This window comes from Actinomadura sp. ATCC 39365 (assembly GCF_054392275.1).
This window is the reverse complement of the sequence record NZ_CP184335.1, coordinates 7,011,778-7,032,475: the sequence shown is the minus strand read 5'-3', so window position 1 is coordinate 7,032,475 and position 20,698 is coordinate 7,011,778. Positions and strand designations below refer to the sequence as shown.

The following is a 20,698-nucleotide window of genomic DNA, read 5'->3' as shown; positions in this document are numbered from 1 at the left end:
GCCCGTGTCAGACAACTTCGGGCCCATGCCGGACAACCGGGAGAACACCGGCAGGCGGGCGGTGAAGGCGCTGGCCGGGGTGCTGGCGGGCATGGCGCTCGGCGCGGTCGAGCTGGCCTTCCTCTGCGTGGCCTGGCCCGCCGCCCTGGTCCCGGCCGCGCGCCCCCTGGCCCGGCGCGGCGCGGCGCGGCTCCTGGCGCTCGAACGCGCCCGGCTGACCCGGTGGTTCGGCCACCCCGCCCCCACCCGCGACGGCGGCTACGCCTACCTCGCCGCCCGCGCCGCCCTGGGCGTGCTCGGCGGGTACGCCTGCGCCACCGCCCTGTTCGTCGGCGGCCTGCTGCTGGGCGGCGGGGCGTGGGACCTGATCACCGGCGGCTCGGACCCCGTCCCCGTCGAGCTGCCGGGCGTCAGGCTCGTCACCACCGGCGGCATGCTCGGCCTGACCGGCGGCGTGGCCCTGCTGACGGTGACCGCGCTGCTCGCCCTGGCCGCCGGCGTGCTCGAACGCCGCCTGGCCGCCCACTTCCTCGGCCCCGGCGGCCGGGAGCTCATGCGCCGCCGCATCGCCGAGCTGACCGCGAGCCGCTCGGGCATCGTCCGGGCCGTGGACGACGAGCGCCGCCGGATCGAACGCGACCTGCACGACGGCGTCCAGCAGCGCGGCGTGGCCCTGGCCATGCTGCTCGGCCGGGCCCGGCACGGCCACGACCACGAACGGACCGCCGAGCTGGTCGACCAGGCCTACGCCGAGTCCCGCCGCCTCCTGGACGAGCTGCGCAGCGTCGCCTGGCGCATCTACCCCACCGCCCTGGACGAGCTGGGGCTCAAGGTCGCGCTGGCCGGCGTCGCCGACCGCGCAGCCGTGCCGGTCACCGTCCACTACGGGCTGTCGGCCCGGCCCGCCACGGAGATCGAGACCGCCCTGTACTTCGTGACCAGGGAGGCGATCACCAACGCGGTCAAGCACGCCCGCGCCCATGACATCCTGGTCGTGGTGGGCGAGGACGAACGGACGGTGAGCGTGGCGATCTCCGACGACGGCGGGGGCGGCGCCGACCCCGCGGGCGGCGGCCTGTCCGGGCTGGCCCGCCGGGTCCTGGCGCTCGACGGCGCGTTCACCGTGGACAGCCCGCGCGGCGGGCCCACGAAGATCGTCGCCACGCTGCCCAAGGAGCCGCCGTGCGGCTGATCCTGGCCGACGACTCCGTGCTGCTGCGCGAGGGGCTGACCCGGCTGCTCGCCGAGGCCGGGCACGAGGTCGTCGCGGCCGTGGGCGACGCGCCCGCGCTGCTGGCCGCCGTCGCCGACCACCGGCCCGACGTGGCGGTGATCGACGTGCGCATGCCGCCCGGCCACAAGGACGAGGGGCTGCGGGCGGCCCTGGAGATCCGCGCGCGCTGGCCCGAGGTGGGCGTGCTCGTCCTGTCCCAGTACGTCGAGCCCCACTACGCCGCCACCCTGCTGGCCGGGCCCGCCGAAGGGCTCGGCTACCTGCTGAAGGACCGGGTCTCGGAGGTGGCCGACTTCCTCGACTCGCTCGACCGCGTACGCGCCGGCGGCACGGCCTTCGACCCCGAGGTCGTGCGGCGGCTGCTGGCCCGCACCAGCCACGCCGACCCGCTGAGCCGGCTCAGCCCGCGCGAGTCCGAGGTGCTGGCCCACCTGGCCCAGGGGCTGGTCAACGCGGCCATCGCCGAGCGCCTGCACGTCTCGGCGTCCACCGTGGAGAAGCACGTCAACGCCATCATGGACAAGCTCGACCTGCCGCGCGACACCGGCTACAGCAGGCGGGTGCTGGCGATCCTGCGCTACCTGGAGGGCTGACCCGCAGACCGGGCCGGCCGTCACACGTCGATCACGCGGGGCAGCGCCGGCGGGTTCGGCCGCGGCCGCCACTCGCGGGGATAGCCGAGCGAGACCTCCATGAACGGCACGCCGTCGTGGTGGGTCAGGCGCGGGATGTGCAGGTGGCCGTACACGACGGCGGCGGCGTCGTAGTCGAGGTGCCAGCGGGCGGTGCGCTCGGTGCCGCACCACTGCGCGAACTCCGGATGGGTGAGCACCCGCGTCGGCTCGCGGACCAGCGGATAGTGGTTGACCAGCACGGTCGGCAGCCCCGGCGGCCGGGCGGCCAGCCGCGCCTCGGTGAACTCGACCCTGGCCGCGCACCAGGCGTCCCTGCCGGGGTGGGGGTCGGGGTGGAGCATGACCTCGTCGGTGCAGACGATCCCCGCGTCGTAGGCCGTGCGCAGGGACTCCTCCTTGGTCGTCGCGCCCTCCGGCCGCCAGGTGTAGTCGTACAGGACGAACAGCGGCGCCACCGTGACCGGGCCGCGCGCCCCCTCCCACACCGGGTACGGGTCCTCCGGCGTGAGCACGCCGAGATCGCGGCAGAGCTCCACCAGGTACCGGTAGCGCTCCTCGCCGCGCAGCCGCACCGGGTCGCGGGCCGGCGTCCACAGCTCGTGGTTGCCGGGCGCCCAGACCACCCTCGCGAACCGGTCGGCCAGCAGTTGCAGCGCCCAGGCGATGTCCGTCGTCAGCTCGCCGACGTCGCCCGCGACGAGCAGCCAGTCGCCGTCCGACCCGGGGCGCAGCTCCTCCACGAGCTTGCGGTTGTCGGGATGGTGCACGTGCAGGTCGCTGACGGCGAGCAGGCGGGGAGCGGTGATCACGTCTCGGATCGTACGCCGCCCGCGCCGCGACGTGGCGCGGGGCCGGCCGCCGGGCCGGCCGCCGGGTTGGTCATCACGGCGGCGGGTAGGTACGTCACCTGCCCGCACCCGGAAGAGGACCGCCATGACGACCGCGCCGACCCTCGTGCTCTCCGACGGCCGCTCCATGCCGTGCCTGGGCCTCGGCACCTGGCCGATGGACGACCGCCAGGCCCACCAGGCCGTCGGCCACGCGCTCTCGCTCGGCTACCGGCTGATCGACACCGCCGCCAGCTACGGCAACGAGCGCGGCGTGGGCGCGGCGGTCGCCGAGTCGGGCGTGCCGCGCGAGCAGCTGTTCGTCACCACGAAGCTGCGCGGCGCCCAGCACGGCTACGACCTGGCGCTGCGCGGGTTCGAGGAGAGCCGGTCCCGCCTCGGCCTCGACTACGTCGACCTCTACCTCATCCACTGGCCGCTGCCCGGCCACGGCCTGTTCGTCGACACCTGGAAGGCGTTCGTCCGGCTGCGCGAGGAGGGGCTGGCCCGCTCGATCGGCGTCTCCAACTTCACCCCGGAGCAGATCGAGCGGGTGGTCGACGCGAGCGGCGTGTGGCCCGCGGTCAACCAGGTCGAGCTGCACCCCGGCTTCCCCCAGCCGGGCCTGCTCGCCTGGCTCACCGGGCACGGCGTGACGACCGAGTCGTGGAGCCCGCTCGGCGCCGGCGGCAAGCTGCTCGACGACCCGGCCGTCACCGAGGTCGCCGCCGCGCACGACCGCACCCCCGCGCAGGTCGTGCTCCGCTGGCACGTGCAGCTCGGCGCCGTGCCGATCCCCAAGTCGGCCGACCCGGGGCGGATGCGCCACAACCTGGAGGTCTTCGACTTCGAGCTGTCGCCCGAGGAGATGGCGCGGATCTCGGCCCTGGGCGGCGGCGGCAGCCGCCTCGGCGGCGATCCCGACCACCACGTGGAGCTGTAGGCCCCGGCGGGCGGCCCCCGTCAGCGTTCGTAGACGATCCTGCCGTCCACCATCGTCATCGCGACCGGCACCTCGGGCAGGTCGGCCGGGTGCGCGTCCAGCAGGCTGTCGTCGAGCACGCACAGGTCGGCGACCTTGCCCGGCTCCAGCGAGCCCTTCCACGACTCCGCGCCCTCCTGCCAGGCCGGGGTGATCGTGTAGGCGCGCAGCGCCTGGTCCAGCGCGAGCCGCTGGTCGCGCGCGCCCTCCACGGCCCACCGGGTGGCGGCCGCGGCCACGCCGTGCCGCCAGTCGGGGGTGAGCATGGGGGCGTCGGAGCTGAGGCTGAGCCGTACGCCGGCGGCCAGCGCGTCCCGCACCGGCCAGGCGTGCCCGAGCGCGGCCTGGCCCAGGGCGTCGCGCAGCATGGGGGAGGCGGCGGCGGCGATGCCCGGCTGGGTGGTCAGGCCGATGCCGGCCGCGGCCATCGTCTTGAGGGTGTCCGGATGCAGGACGTCGCCGTGGACGAGGTAGTGGCGCCGCCCCGGGGCCCCGGCCAGGGCGCGGGTGACCGTCCTGGTCGCGCGGCTGCCGGTGGCGTGCACCGCGACCTGGTGCCCGGCCGCGGCGGCGGTCTCGATCATGGTCGTCAGAGCGGTCTCGCGTTCGTCCTCGGAGCCGCCCTCGACCAGCGGGGCGCCGTGCGTGCCGTCCTCGTACGGCTCGTCGCTCCAGGCCGTGCGCATCGGCGGGATGCCGTCGGCGAAGATCTTCACCCCGGCCACCTTGAACCAGCCAGGCACCTCGGCGGGCGGCGTCAGGTCGCGCAGCCCGGCGACCAGGTCGGGCAGTGAGCTGCGCCCGTCCACCTCGGCGAACAGCAGCAACGCGCTCACCCGCGCCTTCAGCTCGCCCCGCGCGGCCATCCCGGCGTACTCGCGCAGGACCTCGATGCCGAAGCGCCCGCCGCCGTCGTGCTCGCAGGGGCCGAGACCGGGCTCGGTGTAGCTCGTGATGCCCAGGGAGGCCAGCAGGTCGCCGGCGCGCAGGATCGCCGCCCGCCGCTCCTCCTGCTTGCCCAGCCGGGAGTCGGGGACGAGGTCGCCGGTGCCGGTCAGGCGGTCCAGCAGCAGGTCGGGCCAGCGCAGGCCGAGCCACGCGCCGTGCAGGTGGCTGTCGTTGATGCCGGGCAGCACCGATCTGCCGCGCAGGCGCACGACCCGCGTACCCGGGCCGACCATGGCCTGGACCTGCAGTGGAGTGCCGACCCTGACGATGCGTCCGTCCTTGATCGCGATGCCGGACGCAAGATGGCCGGCCGGGTTCATCGTGTGGACGACGCCGCCGGTCATGACCAGATCCGCCGACCTGTTGTCAGCCGCAGATTTCATATCCGCTCCGCTCTGGACACTCTCATTTCCATCCGCATAACGTACATGGAATCAGATACGATTTCGTGCCGGGAGGTGACGATGCCTCTACCCTTCGAGGCACGGCGCATCATCGATCGGGCCCCTCGCGGACCGGCGCACGCGCCGCCGGCCGCCGCGGCCGACGACCGCCGCCGGAGCCGCTGATGGGCGCTCCCGCTGACGACGTCCTCGACGTACGGGGCCTCAGCGTCTCCAGGGGAGAGGTGCCCGTCGTGCACGAGGTGAGCCTCGGCGTCGCGCCCGGCACGGTCACCGTGCTGCTCGGCGCGAACGGCGCGGGCAAGACCACCCTGCTCGACGGCATCGCGGGCCTGGCCCCCGCCGCCGCAGGCACGGTCACCCTCGCCGGCGCGCCGCTGACCGGCCTGCTCACCTACCGCCGCGCCCAGGCCGGACTCGGGTACGCCGAGCAGGCCCGCACGGTCTTCCGCACGCTCACGCTTGAGCAGAACCTGCTGGTCTCCGGCGACGGCGACCCGGCCATGGTCTACGACATCTTCCCCGAGCTGGACCGCAGGCGCACCCTGCCGGCCGCCAACCTGTCCGGCGGCGAGCAGCAGATGCTCGTCATCGGACGGGCGCTGATCGCCGGGCCCAAGGTCGTCCTCATCGACGAGATGTCGCTCGGGCTCGCGCCGGTCGTGGTCCGCCGCCTGATGGGCTCGGTGCGGGAGCTGGCCGAGCGGGGCATCGGGGTGCTGCTCGTCGAGCAGTTCGCCAACCTGGCGCTGGAGATCGGCGCCCGCGCGTACGTGCTGCGCAAGGGCCGGGTGGTCTTCGAGGGCCCGTGCGAGGAGCTGCGCGGGGCGCAGGACCGGCTGCACGAGTTCTACTTCGGCGCCGTCACCGACGACGGCCTCGCCCGGGCGGCCGGCACGGAAGGCGGGAGCTGATGAACGCGCTGCTGAAAACCTGGGGTCCCGGGCTGGGGCTGGCCGTCGCGGCGTGCGCGGTGCTGCCCTGGGCGCTGCCGCCGTACTGGATCTACCTGGCGATCGCGGCCGTGGTCAGCGGTGTGCTCATGCAGAGCTACGGCGTGATCGTCGGGCGGGCCGGGGTCATGTCGTTGTGCCAGATGTCGTTCGCGGCGATCGGGGCCTGGGTGGTGCTGCGGCTGAACCTGGCCGACGCGCCCGGCGGCTTCCTGCTGTGGCTGGTGCTCGGCGGCCTGGCGGCCGTGCCGGTGGGCGTCGCGATCGGGCTGCCCGCGCTGCGCATCCGGGGTGTCAACCTCGCCGTCGTCACGCTCGGCTTCGCCGTCTCCACCGACATCGTGCTGAACGCCAACCAGTTCCCCGGCACGACCGAGCTGAAGACCCTCGTCCGGCCGGAGCCCTTCTCCTCCGACGCGGCGTACTTCGTGCTGGCCATGGCCGTGTTCGTGCTGATCGCGATCGGTCTGGCGCTGGTCAACCGGACCAGGATCGGGCGGTCCTGGCTGGAGCTGCGGCACTCCGAGCGGGCGGCGGCGGCGCACGGCATCTCCGTGGCGCGCAGCAAGCTCACGGCCTTCGCCATCAGCGCGTTCATCGCCGGCATCGGGGGCGGGCTGATGGCGGGGCAGCTCGGCCTCGTCGTATCCGGAAATTTCGCGATGATGCAGTCGCTGGCGCTGTTCGCGGTCGCCGTGCTCATCGGGCCGCACAACACCGAGGGCGCCGTCCTGGGCGGCATCTTCGGCGCGGTCATGGCCACGGTCCTGGAGAAGCTGCGCCTGCCGCAGGACCTCGGCGGCATCCTGTTCGGCGTCATGGCGATCTTCGCCCTGCGCAGCGGGGTCAGTCAGACCGACTTCACCCGCGCCCGCCGGCGCGAACGGGCCGCGCGCCCCCTGCTGGAGGCCGTGACCGCCGTGCCCGCCGAGGAGCCCGCCCCGGTCCCTCCGGCGGCGGGCGAGGGGAACGTGCTGGAGATCCGCGGGCTGAGCGTGCGGTTCGGCCAGGTCGTCGCCCTGGACGGCGTGGACCTGACCGTGCCCGCCCTCGGCGTCTCCGGCCTGATCGGCCCGAACGGCGCCGGCAAGTCCACGCTGATCTCGGCGGTCACCGGCTTCGCCGCCCGCTACGAGGGCTCGGTCGTGCTCGCCGGGCAGCCCCTCGACCGGCTCAGCCCGAGCGTCAGGGCCCGGCGCGGGCTGCGCCGCACGTTCCAGACCACCGCCATCGCCCCGGAGCTGACGCAGGAGGAGTACCTGGCGATCGTCGCCGGGCGGCGCCTGCCCAGCCAGGAGGCGGAGGAGGTGCTGCGCTTCTTCGGCTGCCCGCCCGGCGAGGTGCCGGTGTCGATCCTCGACGCGGGCACCAGGAGACTGCTCGACGTCGCCGCCGCGATCGCCGCCAGGCCGAAGATCGCGCTGCTCGACGAGCCGGCCGCCGGCCAGTCCGCCGCCGAGTCGCTGCGGCTCGGCCGCCGCCTGGCCCAGGTCCCGGCCCGCTTCGGCGTGTCGATCCTGCTGGTGGAGCACGACATGGATCTCGTACGAGCCGCCTGCGGCCAGGTCACGGTGCTGGACTTCGGGCACGTGATCGCCTCGGGGCCGACGCTCGACGTGTTGGACGCACCGGCCGTCAGGGCCGCCTACCTCGGCACCGTCTTGGAGGAGACATCGTGAAACGCGTACTCATGGCCCTGCCCGTCCTCGGCCTGCTGACCGCTCTGACGGCCTGCTCCGGCGGCTCGGGCACCGACGGGCCCATCAAGGTCGGCGCCGTCAACGGCGTCACCGGCCTGTTCCAGACCCCCGAGGTGCCGCAGGCGGTCAAGGCCGTCTTCGAGGAGGTCAACAAGGCCGGCGGGATCAACGGCCGCAAGATCGAGCTGATCAGCAAGGACGACGCGATGAACCCGCAGCGCTCCACGGAGGCGGCGCGCGAGCTGATCGACTCCGAGGAGGTCGTCGCGTTCGTCGGCTCCTCCAGCGCCGTGGACTGCGGGCTCAACCGGGCCACCTACAGCAAGGCGCAGATCGTCTCGATCCCGGCCGTGGGCGTGGACCCGGCCTGCTTCACCAGCCCGAACATCGCCCCGGTCAACCCCGGCCCGTTCAAGCTGCTGACCGCGATGCTCTACTACGCCTCCGAGACGCTCAAGCACGACAAGGTGTGCCTGGCCTTCACCGTGCTGCCCGGCAGCGGCGGCGGCATCGACGCGGCCATCAAGGAGTGGAGCGACATCACCGGCAAGACGCTGGCGGTCAAGGACACCTCGGTCGGGCAGGGCGACCCGACGCCGTACCTGGTCAAGCTCAAGAGCGGCGGCTGCCAGGCGGTCGTCTACAACGCCCAGGTCGGGCCGTGGTTCGCCCAGGCCAAGACCCAGGGCATGCAGGACGTCGACTTCATCCTCATGGCCAACGCCTACACCGACGCCAACGCCGCCCTCATCCCGGCCGGCATGAAGGCCCAGGCGGGCACCGAGTGGCAGCCGTACACCGACGAGACGCTGCCGGGCAACGAGCGGTGGGCGAAGATCGTCAACGACAACAAGATCCAGAAGACCGCGTTCAGCCAGGGTGGGGTGATGGCGGCCGACGTGTTCGTCCAGGTCCTCAAGACGATCAAGGGGGACATCACCCGGGAGTCGGTGACCAAGGCGTTCAAGTCGATGCAGCCCATCACCTACCCCATGGTCGGCACGCCCTGGGTGTTCGGCCCCGGCCAGACGCACAACCCCATCGAGGGCAGCCGCTTCGTCAAGGCCGAGAACGGCAAGTGGACGGTGCTGCCCGAGGGCTTCATCGTCCCGAAGCGGAACGGCTGATGCTCGACTCCGTGGTCGCGGGCCTGACCAGCGGCGGCGTGTACGCGCTGCTCGGGCTCTGCGTCGTCCTGACCTACCGGCTCGTCGCGGTGGTGAACTTCGCGATGGCGGCCGTGGGCGCCATGGGCGCCTTCGTCATGGTCACCCTCACCGACGCCGGCCTGAACGTCTGGCTCGCGCTCCCGCTCGGGGCGCTGGCCGGCGGGCTGGTCTCGGCGCTGCTCGGCCTCGGCCTGGTGCGCTGGTTCGGCGAGCACGACCTGCGCACGAAGGCGGCCGTCACCGTGGCGGTGTTCGTCGCGCTGATGTCGGTCGGGCTGCGGCTGTTCGGCAACAACACCAGCGGCGCGCGGCGCTTCCCGCAGCCGTTCGACGCGCCCGCCTTCACCGTGGGCGAGGTGGTCGTGCCGCAGGCGGTGCTGGTGTCGCTGTCGTTCGCGGTGCTCATCACGGTCGGCGTGGGGCTGCTGCTCGGGCGCACCCGGGTGGGGCTGCGGCTCCAGGCTCTGTCGGAACGACCGGCCACCGCGCAGGTCGTCGGCATCCCCGCGCCCCGGCTCGCGCTGGCCGTCTGGGTGGCGATCGGCGCGGTCAGCACGCTCGTCATCGTCCTGGTCGCGCCCCGGCTCGGCGGCGACTTCTCCACGCTGGGCAACCTGGTCACGACCGCGCTGGCGGTGGCCATGGTGGGGGCGTTCAGCAGCCTGTGGCTGACGCTGGCGGGCGGGCTGCTGCTGGGCTGCCTGGAAGGGGTGACGGCCTCGCTGGAGGCGGTCCAGCAGTACCGCGGGGTGCTGCCGTTCCTGGTGATGGTGGCGTTGTTGTGGTGGCGCAGCCGCCACCAGGTCTGGGACTCGGAGGCGAACGTATGACGGTCAAGGTCCCCCAGCGCCAGATCGGCGCGCACGGCCCCGAGGCGTCGGTGCTGTCGCTGGGGTCCTGGCACACCTACGACCGGATGGACTTCGGCGCGGCCGTCGCGCTGCTGCGGCACGCCGTGGAGATCGGCGTCAACCTGTTCGACGTGGGCGTCTACGGCCTGCCCGGCCAGCGGCCGGTCTTCACCGACGTGCTCTTCTCGGCCATGGTCAGGGCCGCCGGCCTGGCCCGCGAGGACTACCTGCTGTCGGTCAAGCTCTGGCTCGACGACCACCCCGGGCGTCCGCTGCGCGACCAGCTCGAACGCGCGCTGCTGCGGGCCGGCACCGACCACGCCGACCTGGCCGTGGTCGGCGACGTCCACCGGGACGACCTCGACCTGCGCCGCCTGGCCCGCGAGCTGGCCGCGCTGGAGGCGGAGGGGCTGCTCGGCTGCTGGGGCGTCAACAACTGGTCGGCCACCTCCATCCTGACCATCCGCAACCACGCCCGCGACCTCGGCTCGCCGGGCCCGCAACTGGCCCAGCTCAAGTACAACCCGTGCCGCCGCTCGATCCCGGAAGGGGTGCCGTTCTCCGAGGTGTTCGACGCCGGCGTGTCGCTGCAGGCCAGCGACGTGCTCGAAGGCGGGCTGCTGGCCGGCAAGGAGAGGCCCGCCCGGCCGGTCTTCCCCGACCCCGGCGGCGTGCGCGCGCGGGCCGCGGCGGCCGCCGCCGGGCTGGCCGAGGTGGCGGCCGGGCTGGAGGCGACGCCCGCGCAGGTGTGCGTGGCGTTCTGCCTCACCCATCCGGCGGTGGCCAGCGTGCTGTTCGGCGTCACGAGCACGGCCCAGCTCGCCGACAACGCGGGCGCGCTCGCCCTGCTCGACCGGGTCGGCGCGGCGCGGCTGCGCGAGCTGGCCGCGCCGTTCTGGGCCGACGCCGACACGGTGGACCCCGAAGGTCCCTGACGGTCTCCCGGCCACCCCGGCCGGGAGACCGCGCCGGCTCAGCGGGGCGCCTGGACCAGCCCCGCCCCCAGGTCCTCGACGTCGGCGTCCGGGACGAACACGTCCGTCGCGGCGGTCAGCAGCAACCGGCCGGTGACCGCCGCGGCCCGCGCGCCGTCGCTGCTCGCCCGCAGCTCCTGCCACCACAGCGCCGCCGCCCCGGCCACGTGCGGCGCGGCCATGCTGGTGCCGCTCTTGCTGGTCAGCCCGCCTCCGGTACGGGCCGAGACCACCTCCACGCCCGGCGCGCACACCTGCGGGAAGGTGTTGGAGAACCGCGCGACCGCCAGCCGCCCGGACGGCAGCCGCTGCACCGCGCCCACGGCCATCATGCCCTCGGCGGCCGACGGCAGCTCCGGCCCGACCTCGAAGTCCGGCCGCAGCTCCCGGTGGCTGGCGTTCCCCGTGGCCGCGACGACGATCGTGCCGGCGCCGAACGCCGCCCTGGCCGCGATCATCCGCATCAGCGAGTCGTAGAGCCGCAACGTGGCCCGGTACGACTCCAGCGCGATCGACGTGGCCAGGAACTGCGGCAGCCCGCGCTCCTCGAGCTGGCGCATGGCGGCCGGGAAGTCGATGCCGAGCGACATGGTGATGACGTCGGCGTCGTTCCCGAGCGCCCAGAGCAGGCCCTTGACCGTCTCGGCGGTCGAGCCCTTGCCGTCGTCGCCGAGCACCTTGCCGATCAGCGCCCGTTCGACGCCGGGCGCGACGCCGATGCGCATGCCGTCGACCGGGCGGCCGAAGACGGTGCCGGCGCAGTGGGTGCCGTGGCCGACCTTGTCGCCGCGGCCCGACCCGGTGAAGTCCTCCTCCACCAGCGTCATCCCGGTGAAGGCCGGGTGCGTGGCGTCGATGCCGGTGTCGAGGACGGCGACCACCGTCCCCGCCCCCGTACGGGTGGAGGCGTCGGCGCCCAGCGCCCGCACCCCCCACGTGACCTGCGCGCCCGCCTCCGCCTCCGGCGGCGGCGCCTCGACGTCCTCGGGGGCGCCCGGGACGGTGGTCGGCATCGGCCGGGCGACCGCGGCCACCGACGGGTCCCGCGCGAGGTCGGCCACCTCGCGCTTGCCGAGCCCGGTGACCTCGACGTGCGGCTCGCTCGGCGTCTCGGCCACGGCGGCGCCCCGCTCGAACGGCGCGGCCATGCGGGTCCTGCTCAGATCGCGCAACACGATGAACTGGTCGGCCATCGTCTTCCCCTCCTGGAAGTAGCCCACCCCTGTGATGTCAGGCGTACTCCTGCCGGGGCCGCCTGGCAACAGCCCGCGAGGGCCGGCCCGCGATGAGCACGGCCACGATCGCCAGCAGCAGCCAGGCGGAGGTCAGGACGATCAGCCAGGCCCATCCGGCGTGGCCGTAGACGGCGCTGCCGGCCGTGCCGCCGGCGCCGCTGCCCAGGTAGTAGCACAGGGTGTAGATCCCGGCGGCGCGCCCGCGGGCGGCCGGTGGGGCCTGCGCGGCGACCCAGGCGTTGGCCACGGCGTGCGCGGCGAAGAACCCGGCGGTCAGCACGGCGAACCCGGTCACGACCGCGGCCAGTGGGCCGAGCGCGGTCAGTGCCGAGCCGGCGGCCGTCACGGCCAGGGCGGCGACCAGGGCCGCCCGGCGTCCCAGGCGGTCCGCCAGCCGGCCGGCGGCGGCCGAGGAGGCGGTGCCGAGGGCGTAGGAGAGGAAGACCAGGGAGGCCACGGCGGGGGAGAGCGACAGCGGCGGCGCGGACAGGCGGAAGGAGGCGGCGTTGTACAGGGCGACGAACGCGCCGACGCCCAGCGCCCCCACCGTGTACGGCGCCAGCAGGGCCGTCCCGATCCGGCCGCCGTCCCTGGTGTGTGCGGCACGTACGACGGGCGGCGGGGCGGGCAGCGTGCGGGCCGCGTACGCCGAGCAGAGCAGCGACACGCCGGCCACCACCAGCATCGCGCCGCGCCACCCCCACGGCCCGGCGGCGAACCCGGCGCCCAGCCGGCCCAGCATCCCGCCCACCGAGTTCCCGGCGATCATCACGCCCACCGCCCCGGCCAGCCTCGTCGCCCCCACCAGATCGGCCAGGTACGCCGCCCCGACCCCGGCGAACCCGGCGACCGCCACCCCTTGCGCCGCCCGCATCGCCACCAGCGCGGGGAACGTCGGCGCCAGCGGCAGCGCCAGCCCGATCAGCGCCGAGGCCAGCACGGACCACACGATCATCCGCCGCCGCCCGACGACCTCCGCCAGCGCGGCCAGCGGCAGCACCGCCACCGCCAGCGCCGCCGTGGCCACGCCGACGGCCAGCGACGCGCCGCCGGGGTCGAGCCTGAAGTCGGTGGCGAGCTGCGGCAGGACGGGCTGCGGCGCGTACAGCAGGGCGAAGGAGGAGACGCCGGCCGCCGCCACGGCGGGGCCGGCCCGCCGGGTGCCGACTTGTCGAGCTTCGATGACCGCCACGCCAGGAAACGCTAAGCAAGGCTAATAAATACGTCCAATGCGGGAATAGGCGATAATTCATGCTGTGGTGGATGAATACGATCTCGTGGACGAGCGGCTGGCCGCCGGGCTGGCTCCCACGCTCGCCCTGCTGGCCGCCGTGGGGGAGACCGGGCACGTCACGCGGGCGGCCGAACTGCTCGGCATGCCGCAGCCCACCGCCAGCCGCCGCCTGGCCGCGCTGGCCGACCTGGTCGGAGCGCCCCTCGTGGTCCCGTACGGGCGGGGCATCCGCCTGACCAGGGCCGGGCGCGTCCTGGCCGCCGCCTCCGGCCGGGCGCTGGCCACCATGGAGTCGGCCGCCCGCGAGGTGCGCGAGGAGATCGACCCCGGCAGCGGCCGGATCGTGCTCGGGTTCCTGCACCTGCTGGGCCGCACGCTCGTCCCCTCGCTCATCCGGGGCTTCCGCGAGCGCCACCCGGGCGTGCGGTTCAGCCTGGCGCAGGGCTCGCGCCAGGACATGCTGCGCGCGCTCGCCGAGGGCGAGATCGACCTGGTGTTCGTCGCGCCTCTGCCCGACGGCGACCCGGGCCTGGCCGGGCACCCGCTCGCCGACCAGGAGCTGGTGCTGTCCGTGCCGCCCGGCCACCGGTTCGCCGGACGCGCCCGGGTGCGGCCCGCCGAGCTGGCCGGGGAGGAGCTGGTGACGCTCGAACACGGCTACGGCGTCCGCCAGATCACCGACGACCTGTGCGCGGCGGCCGGGTTCACGCCCAGGATCGCCTTCGAGGGGCAGGAGTCGGAGACCGTTCGCGGCCTGGTGGCGGCCGGGCTCGGCGTGGCCGTGCTGCCCCGTCTGGCGCCCGCCGAGGGCGTCGTGCAGATCCCGCTGTCGCCCCCGGTGTTCCGGACGATCGGGGCGTGCTGGCCCGCCGGGGCCCGGCTCACGCCCGCCGTGCGCGCCTTCCTGGACCACGTGCGCTCCGGCGCCGCGGACGTCGGCCCGGGGTTGCGGCCCTGCCGACACCCGTCCTCGCAGAAGTAGTTGACGGCTCATCGATTCTGTATGGAGGATTCAGCTGCACACGCCCTCCTGCGGATGGGGACGACCATGCCTGCCGAGTCGTTCAACGCCGGCGTCCATCTCACCGACCGCCTGGTCGAGGCCGGGCACGGCGACCGCGTCGCCGTCACCGGGCCGATGGGCGCCATGACGTACGCCGAGCTCGCCACGCACGTCGCCGAGCTGGCCGGCGGGCTGCGGGTGATGGGCGTACGGCCGGAGGAGCGGGTGCTGCTCGTCCTGCCCGACCGGCCCGAGACGCTGATCACGATCCTGGCCGTGCTGCGGATGGGCGCGGTCGCCGTCCCGGTGCCGGCCCTGTACGACGGGGCCGAGCTGGGCGCGCTGATCCGGGACTCCAGGGCGCGGGTCGTGGTCTCCGCGCCCGAGTTCGAGCCGGCCGTGCAGGAGGCGCTGCTGTCGGCGCCCGAGGTCGTCGCGCTCGTGCTCACCGACGCGAGCCGCCAGGCCCCCGGCCACGTCTCGCGCATCGCCACCGCGACCGGAGCTGGCCCGTCGGCGGCGATCGAGCCCGGCGTGCCGGTCTGCCTGTGGTCGGACGTGCTGGAGGCCGGCCGCGGCGCGACCGGCTGGTACGACACCTGGCCCGACTCGCCCGCGCTGTGGCTCTACACCGCCGGCACCACCGGCGCGCCCAAGGCGGCCATGCACCGCCACGGCGCGCTGCGCGACGTCCACGAGGCGTACGGGCGGCAGGTGCTCGGCGTACGCCCCGAGGACCGGTGCTTCTCTGCGGCCCGGCTGTTCTCCGCCTACGGGCTCGGCAACTCGCTGATCTTCCCGCTCGCCGCGGGCGCGACCACGATCCTCGACCCCGCCGGGCCCACCCCGGGCGGCGTCGTCGAACGCCTGCTGGCCGAGCGCCCGACCCTGTTCTTCGCCGGCCCGTCGTTCTACGCCGCGCTGCTGGCCGCCGAGGCCCCCGAGGACGCCTTCGCGTCGGTACGCCTGGCCGTCTCGGCGGGCGAGGCGCTGCCCGCCGAGCTCCACCGCCGCTTCACCGGCCGCTTCGGCGTGGACGTCATCGACGGCCCGGGCTCCGCCGAGGCGCTGCACATCTTCCTCTCCGGCCGTCCGGGCCAGGCGGGCCCCGCCGGCCGCGGCACCGTGGTGCCCGGCTACGAGGTGCGCCTGCTGGACGACTCCGGCGCGCCCGTCCCCGACGGGCAGCCCGGCCACCTGTACGTGCGCGGCGACTCGATCGCCACCGGCTACTGGTGCCGCACCGCCGGCACCCGCCAGGCGTTCCAGGGCGAGTGGCTGCGCACCGGCGACACCTGCGCCCGCGCCGCCGACGGCTCCTACCGCTTCCTGGGCCGCTCCGACGACCTGATCAGGGCGGGCGGCGCCTGGGTGTCGCCCATGGAGGTCGAGGCCCGGCTGCTGGAGCACCCCTCGGTCGCCGAGTGCGCGGTGGTCGCCCACCCCGGCGCCGACGGGCCGGCCCGGCCGGTCGCCTGCGTGGTGCCCAGGCCGGGCCGCCCGATCGACGCCGGCGAGCTCATCGCGTTCTGCCGCGAGGGCCTGGCCGCCGGCCGGCGCCCGCACGAGGTGCTGGTCCTGGACGAGCTGCCGAGGACGGCGACGGGGACGACCCAGCGCGCGGTGCTCCGGCAACTGGCCGCCGACCTGCTCGGCAAGTGACCGGCGCCGGGGTTCAGAAGGCGTCGCGCAGTTCGCGCTTGAGCACCTTGCCGGAGGCGTTCTTCGGCAGCGCGTCCACGAACACCACGTTCTTGGGCGTCTTGAAGGAGGCCAGCCGCTCGCGCAGGAACGCGTTCAGCTCGGCGGCGGTCAGCCCCGCGCCCTCGCGCAGCACCACGGCGGCCGTCACCGCCTCGATCCACCGCTCGTCCGGGACGCCGAACACGGCCGCCTCGGCGACCGCCGGATGCTGGTAGATGGCCTCCTCCACCTCGCGGCTCGCCACGTTCTCGCCGCCGGACTTGATCATGTCCTTCTTCCGGTCGACCACCGACAGGTAGCCGTCGGCGTCCATGACGCCGAGGTCGCCGCTGTGGAACCAGCCGCCGCGGAACGCCTCGGCGGTCTTGTCGGGGTCGTTCCAGTAGCCGAGCATGGCGTGCGGGCTGCGGTGGACGATCTCGCCGACCACGCCCGGCGCCACCGGCCGGTCCTCGTCGTCGACGATCCTGGTCTCGACGTTGAGCGCGGGCCGCCCGGCCGAGCCCAGCCGGGTCAGCTGCTCCTCGGGGCGCAGGATGGTGGCCAGCGGCGCCATCTCGGTCTGGCCGTAGAAGTTGAACAGGCGCACGTCCGGCAGCCGGGCCGCGATCTCCTTCAGCACCTCGACCGGCATGATCGAGGCGCCGTAGTAGCCCTTGCGCAGCGAGGACAGGTCACGGCGGTCGAAGTCGGGGTGGCGCAGCAGGGCGATCCACACGGTGGGCGGGCAGAACAGCTTGGTCGCGCGCTCGCCCTCGATGGTGGCCAGGATCGAGGCCGGGTCGGCGCCCGGCAGGACGAGGTTGGTGGCGCCCAGGTAGATGCCGGGGGTCAGGAAGCAGTGGAGCTGGGCGCAATGGTAGAGGGGCAGCGCGTGCACCTCGACGTCGTCGGAGCTCATCTCGCCGTCGACGACGCAGCTCACGTACTGGGCCAGCAGGCTCCCGCTGGACAGCGTGGCGCCCTTGGGCCGGGACTCGGTGCCGCTGGTGTACATCAGCTGGATCGGGTCGTCGGCGGCGATCTCCACCTGCGGCTCGGCGTCGTCGCCGCGCCAGGTGGAGAAGGACTCCCAGCCCTCGGCCGCGCCGATCACACCGCGCACCCGCACGGCGGGCCCGGCCGCGGCCTCGGCCACCGGCAGCAGCGCCTCCTCCGCCAGCATCCCCGTCGCGCCGGAGTGCTCCAGGATGTAGGCCACCTCGCGCGGCCCGAGCATGAAGTTGATCGGCACGGAGATCGCGCCCAGCCGGGCCAGCGCGAAGTAGGCCACCACGAACGCGTGGTTGTTATGGCTGAACAGGGCGAACCGGTCGCCCTTGGCCACGCCGCGCGCCGCCAGCGCGTTGGCCGTGCGGTTGACCTCCAGGTCGAGATCGGCGTAGCTCTGGCGGACGTTGCCGTAGATCACGGCGGTCTTGGCGGGGAACCTGGCGGCCGAGCGCCGCAGGAGGTCGCCGATCGTGTGCTGGCGCGTGGTCATGCTGGGCACCCCCATGCCGAATGATGTTCGGCGATCGTACCCGACGAAGGAGGCGCCCGCCGACCCCCGGCGGACGCCTCCTCGGGCTCACCCAGGCTGGGTGACGCCGTTGACCTTCAGCGTGTACGGCGCGTACTGCTGCACCTGCTCGGTCGGCTCGTCATAGGCCACGATCGCGACCACCGACGGGAAGACCGCGAACGGCGCGAGCTGCAGCCGGTTGAGGCTGATCGAGCCCTTGCCGTCGAACTGGGCCTGCAGCACCACCGAGTGCCGCTCGTCCAGGCCGACCAGACGCACGTTCCAGTTGCTGACCGGCGTCGGGGAGATCTCGGTCGGGGAGTCGAACGGCTCCAGGCTGGCCCCGTCGCTCACCGCCGTCGCGCCCACCGTGACGTCGTCGATCTTCCAGCCGCCCTCGTTGACCCCGCCGTCGCTGACGTACTGGAAGCCGACGAGGATCTCCTTGCCCGCGTAGGCGGACAGGCTGTAGGTGTGCGGCTGGAACCCGGTGGTGGTGCCGTTGACCGCCGGGCCGAGCGGACCGGCCACCGTCCTGTCACCGGGGATCGCGGTGTAGGTCTTGCCGCCGTCCGCGGAGACGATCACGTAGCCGTAGTCGAAGCCGGACTCCGCGCCGTACTTGGCGAGGAAGCGCAGCGTCGGGTCGGCGGCCGGGACCGTCACCTTGGTCACCGCGGCGACGTTGAGGTTGCTGGCGTTGCCGGACCACAGCACCGGGTTGCCCGCGCGGTCGGGGTCGTCGGAGACGACGGTCCAGGCCAGCGGGATCGGCGGCAGCGTCTTGGCGCCCTGGAACGACAGCGAGGTCGGCGCCGCGCCGCCCGGCTTGCGGATCTGCACGTAGTCGGCGCCGTTCGGGGCCGCCCCCGGAGTGTTGTACGTGGCCGGGTTGGCGAGGTTGACCGTGGAGTTCAGGCTCGCGGTCGTCACCCGCTTCTTCGGCACGCCCAGCACCACGCCGCGGCTGCCCACGACCTTGTCCACCAGCACCATCGTCTGGTAGTCGTGCAGCACCTGGTACAGGCTCGTGCTGCCGAGCGCCGCCTTGACGCTGGCCAGGCCCTGGAGGGCGCCGTCACGGTGCAGCTTGGACAGGAAGTCCGCGCCGTACCGGTCGTACAGGAACAGCATGAACGAATACGCGTTGCCGTAGTCGGCCAGCACCGCGTCCGGGTTGCCGCCGTCGCCCCACAGGTTGAGCGAGTTCTGCGGGCCGCCGCAGTTGCGCGGGTTCGGGTTGTACGGCGTCTGGACGATGCCGAAGCCCTGGAAGCAGTTGATGTGGTTGTCGAAGCCCTTCTCGAACACCGTCGCCTTGGGGTTGCCGTAACCCGTCACCGAGATGGCGAAGTCCGACAGGCCCTCGTTGACCCAGGTCGTCTCCAGCGGGTCGGTGTAGTAGTGCAGCAGGTGCTGCCACTCGTGGGCGAAGACGCCCTCGTACTGGAAGGGCCGGGCCGAGCGCGAGGTGCACACGTCGGAGGTCGGGTTGTCCGGCGGGTTCGCGCCGGTCCTGTGCAGCCAGTCGAACGCGTCGATCGTCATCACGTTGCGGTCGAGCAGCTCGTTGTACTGGGAGGAGAAGAAGCCCGCGATGTACGTGGTCGCGGCCGGGAAGGTGTAGTAGTTGTCGTCCCGGACGTTGTCGATCAGCGTCACCGTGCGGTCGCCGGCGCCGGTGTAGACGCCGCCGTTGCCGTTGGCGTCGGGGCCGAGCACGGCGTTCGTGCCGTCCCGGTCCGGCGGCGTGCTGAAGGTCGCGGTCTCCTTCGGGAACATGTTCGTGTCGAACTGCTGCACCAGGTTCGTGACCTGCGCGTCGGTGATCTCCGTGGTCCCGGGGACCTGCATCCGGCAGTCGCCGGCCGGGAAGGCCAGGTCGTTGGCGACCCAGACCTCGATCTTGTCGCCGACGCCGCGCAGCGTGTAGTCCTTGCGGTAGAGGCGGCCGTTGTAGTCGTCCGTGGCCAGCCACTGCCGAACGGTGCCGACCGGCGGCGTCTCGGCGGCGGCCTTGGCCGTGGCGCGGGCCTCGTACTTCGCGGGGACCTTGACGGGCTTGCCGTCGAGGGTGAAGTCCTTGCGGGTGAGCTCCTTGACGTCGCTCGGCGGCGCGGCCGTGGCGGCCGCCTGCGGGGACTCGGCCGACGCGGGTATCGCGGTCAGCGTGGGCAGTAAGAGAAGTGCGGCAGCGATTCCGATGATTCGGGTGCGCGCCATTGAACCCCCTAGGTATGGGTGTTGCCCGGATGGAACAGGGGTGACATCCGGTAATTACCGGAGCCCAATTGGCGCGCGCAATATGGGCATTTGCCAACAAAACACGACTGAATTGGCGATCACATCAGAACGGCCAGCCGCCGGTACGACTCCAGCCGCCGCTCCAGGTCGTAGGTGTTCATCGTGACCAGCACCTCGTCGGCGCCGGTGGCCTCCACCAACGAGCCCAGCGCGACCGCCACCTCCGGCGCGGTGCCGTGGATCTGGCCCTTCAGCGCCTCCTCCAGCAGCGCCCGCTCCCGCCCGGCCATCTCCAGCCGGGCGACCTCCTCGGCCGGCACCAGCGGCGGGAACGCGCCGCTGGTGCGCGAGCGCGCCGTGGACCACGCCTCGGGCAGCTGGAGCAGCGCCGCCTCCTCGCTCGTCGCCCCCACCGCGACGCTGACCGCCGTCATCACGTACGGCCGCGCCGCCCACTCCGAGGGCCGGAACCCCGCCCGGTAGCGCGCCGCCGCCTCCACCGCCCGCGGCCCGGCCCCGATCACCATGGGCAGCCCGAGCTCCGCCGCGAGATCCGCCCCCGACCCCATGGCCAGCACGAACACCTGCGGACGCAGCCCCTCGGCCGGGACGGCGTGCACGCCCGGATGCGCCCGCTGCCCGCCGGTGAAGTATCCCAGCAACTCGCCGACCTGGTCGCCGAACCCGTCCGCGGCCTCCTTGCCGTGCCCGAGCGCCCGCCGGACGCCGCCGGTGAACCCCACCGAACGCCCGAGCCCCATGTCGATCCGCCCGGGGTGGAGCGACTCCAGCACCCCGAACTGCTCGGCCACCACCAGCGGCCGGTGGTTGGGCAGCATCACGCCGCCGGTGCCCACCCGGATGCGCCCGGTCGCCGCCGCGACGGCCGCGGCCAGCACGGTCGGCGCCGCCCCGGCCACGCCGGGCACGCTGTGGTGCTCGGCCGCCCAGAACCGGTGGTAGCCCAGCTCCTCGGCCTGCCGGGCGAACGCGACGGTGTCCCGCAGCGCGGTGGCCGCGTCGGAGCCCCGGCGCAGGAGCGAACGGTCGAGAATCGAGTACAGGGTCACGCCTGCGTGCAACGCCGCACGGCCCGG

17 protein-coding genes are annotated in these 20,698 nt (G+C 73.8%); 10 read left to right on the top strand and 7 right to left on the bottom strand.

The window, feature by feature from the left end; translation table 11 throughout:
* Nucleotides 1-4 precede the first annotated feature (4 nt).
* Both ACNF49_RS34365 and ACNF49_RS34360 read left to right on the top strand, forming a co-directional pair.
* Nucleotides 5-1,192 carry a sensor histidine kinase gene (locus tag ACNF49_RS34365; RefSeq protein WP_482940160.1) on the top strand — a complete coding sequence of 396 codons (1,188 nt, stop codon included), beginning with the start codon at nt 5-7 and terminating at the stop codon, nt 1,190-1,192.
* Nucleotides 1,183-1,827 (top strand): response regulator, encoded by a 645-nt coding sequence (locus ACNF49_RS34360; protein WP_357976902.1) that lies wholly within the window; start codon nt 1,183-1,185, stop codon nt 1,825-1,827. Before ACNF49_RS34365 ends, ACNF49_RS34360 begins: the two co-directional genes overlap by 10 nt.
* 20 nt (nt 1,828-1,847) lie before the next feature.
* Here the strand turns inward: ACNF49_RS34360 and ACNF49_RS34355 are convergent, their stop codons facing one another.
* A complete protein-coding gene (locus ACNF49_RS34355; protein WP_482945625.1) occupies nt 1,848-2,675 on the bottom strand; it encodes a metallophosphoesterase family protein in 828 nt (275 codons plus the stop codon).
* A 127-nt stretch (nt 2,676-2,802) separates the two neighbouring features.
* Between ACNF49_RS34355 and ACNF49_RS34350 the strand changes: the two genes are divergently transcribed.
* Nucleotides 2,803-3,639, top strand: coding sequence for an aldo/keto reductase (locus ACNF49_RS34350; protein WP_482940159.1), 837 nt, complete (start codon nt 2,803-2,805; stop codon nt 3,637-3,639).
* A 20-nt stretch (nt 3,640-3,659) separates the two neighbouring features.
* On the opposite strand, the gene ACNF49_RS34345 is transcribed toward ACNF49_RS34350, so the two are convergent.
* A complete protein-coding gene (locus ACNF49_RS34345; protein WP_482940158.1) occupies nt 3,660-5,009 on the bottom strand; it encodes an amidohydrolase in 1,350 nt (449 codons plus the stop codon).
* Nucleotides 5,010-5,194: 185 nt separating this feature from the next.
* On the opposite strand from ACNF49_RS34345, the gene ACNF49_RS34340 reads away from it, so the two are divergent.
* Genes ACNF49_RS34340 through ACNF49_RS34320 form a run of 5 tightly spaced genes read left to right on the top strand, consistent with a single transcriptional unit; the run spans nt 5,195 to nt 10,638 of the window.
* Nucleotides 5,195-5,944, top strand: a complete 750-nt coding sequence (locus tag ACNF49_RS34340) for an ABC transporter ATP-binding protein (protein ID WP_482940157.1) — start codon at nt 5,195-5,197, stop codon at nt 5,942-5,944.
* Entirely contained in the window at nt 5,944-7,662 is a 1,719-nt protein-coding gene (locus ACNF49_RS34335; RefSeq protein ID WP_482940156.1) for a branched-chain amino acid ABC transporter ATP-binding protein/permease, read from the top strand. Before ACNF49_RS34340 ends, ACNF49_RS34335 begins: the two co-directional genes overlap by 1 nt.
* The gene (locus ACNF49_RS34330) at nt 7,659-8,810 is read left to right on the top strand and encodes an ABC transporter substrate-binding protein (RefSeq protein WP_357976886.1); all 1,152 of its coding nucleotides are present in this window, start codon (nt 7,659-7,661) and stop codon (nt 8,808-8,810) included. The genes ACNF49_RS34335 and ACNF49_RS34330 overlap by 4 nt, the downstream gene beginning before the upstream one ends.
* Nucleotides 8,810-9,682, top strand: coding sequence for a branched-chain amino acid ABC transporter permease (locus ACNF49_RS34325; RefSeq protein ID WP_357707625.1), 873 nt, complete (start codon nt 8,810-8,812; stop codon nt 9,680-9,682). Before ACNF49_RS34330 ends, ACNF49_RS34325 begins: the two co-directional genes overlap by 1 nt.
* On the top strand, nt 9,679-10,638 hold the full coding sequence (locus ACNF49_RS34320) for an aldo/keto reductase (RefSeq protein ID WP_357976883.1): 960 nt from the start codon (nt 9,679-9,681) through the stop codon (nt 10,636-10,638). The genes ACNF49_RS34325 and ACNF49_RS34320 overlap by 4 nt, the downstream gene beginning before the upstream one ends.
* A gap of 38 nt (nt 10,639-10,676) precedes the next feature.
* Here the strand turns inward: ACNF49_RS34320 and ACNF49_RS34315 are convergent, their stop codons facing one another.
* Together ACNF49_RS34315 and ACNF49_RS34310 are read right to left on the bottom strand one after the other, a co-directional pair.
* Nucleotides 10,677-11,870: a S8 family peptidase gene (locus tag ACNF49_RS34315; protein ID WP_357976881.1), complete on the bottom strand. Its 1,194-nt coding sequence runs from the start codon at nt 11,868-11,870 to the stop codon at nt 10,677-10,679.
* A 37-nt stretch (nt 11,871-11,907) separates the two neighbouring features.
* Nucleotides 11,908-13,104 (bottom strand): MFS transporter, encoded by a 1,197-nt coding sequence (locus ACNF49_RS34310; RefSeq protein WP_482940155.1) that lies wholly within the window; start codon nt 13,102-13,104, stop codon nt 11,908-11,910.
* Between the two features lie 67 nt (nt 13,105-13,171).
* Between ACNF49_RS34310 and ACNF49_RS34305 the strand changes: the two genes are divergently transcribed.
* Nucleotides 13,172-14,128, top strand: a complete 957-nt coding sequence (locus ACNF49_RS34305) for a LysR family transcriptional regulator (RefSeq protein ID WP_357976876.1) — start codon at nt 13,172-13,174, stop codon at nt 14,126-14,128.
* Between the two features lie 66 nt (nt 14,129-14,194).
* Nucleotides 14,195-15,811 carry a benzoate-CoA ligase family protein gene (locus ACNF49_RS34300; protein ID WP_482940153.1) on the top strand — a complete coding sequence of 539 codons (1,617 nt, stop codon included), beginning with the start codon at nt 14,195-14,197 and terminating at the stop codon, nt 15,809-15,811.
* A 13-nt stretch (nt 15,812-15,824) separates the two neighbouring features.
* Here ACNF49_RS34300 and ACNF49_RS34295 read toward each other — a convergent pair whose 3' ends face one another.
* From ACNF49_RS34295 to ACNF49_RS34285, 3 genes are all read right to left on the bottom strand, one after another.
* Complete coding sequence (locus ACNF49_RS34295) at nt 15,825-17,336, bottom strand: acyl-CoA synthetase (protein WP_357976870.1); 1,512 nt, start codon at nt 17,334-17,336, stop codon at nt 15,825-15,827.
* Nucleotides 17,337-17,423: 87 nt separating this feature from the next.
* Nucleotides 17,424-19,580 carry a choice-of-anchor J domain-containing protein gene (locus ACNF49_RS34290; protein ID WP_482940152.1) on the bottom strand — a complete coding sequence of 719 codons (2,157 nt, stop codon included), beginning with the start codon at nt 19,578-19,580 and terminating at the stop codon, nt 17,424-17,426.
* A 119-nt stretch (nt 19,581-19,699) separates the two neighbouring features.
* Nucleotides 19,700-20,671, bottom strand: a complete 972-nt coding sequence (locus ACNF49_RS34285) for an LLM class flavin-dependent oxidoreductase (protein ID WP_482940151.1) — start codon at nt 20,669-20,671, stop codon at nt 19,700-19,702.
* Nucleotides 20,672-20,698 lie beyond the last annotated feature (27 nt).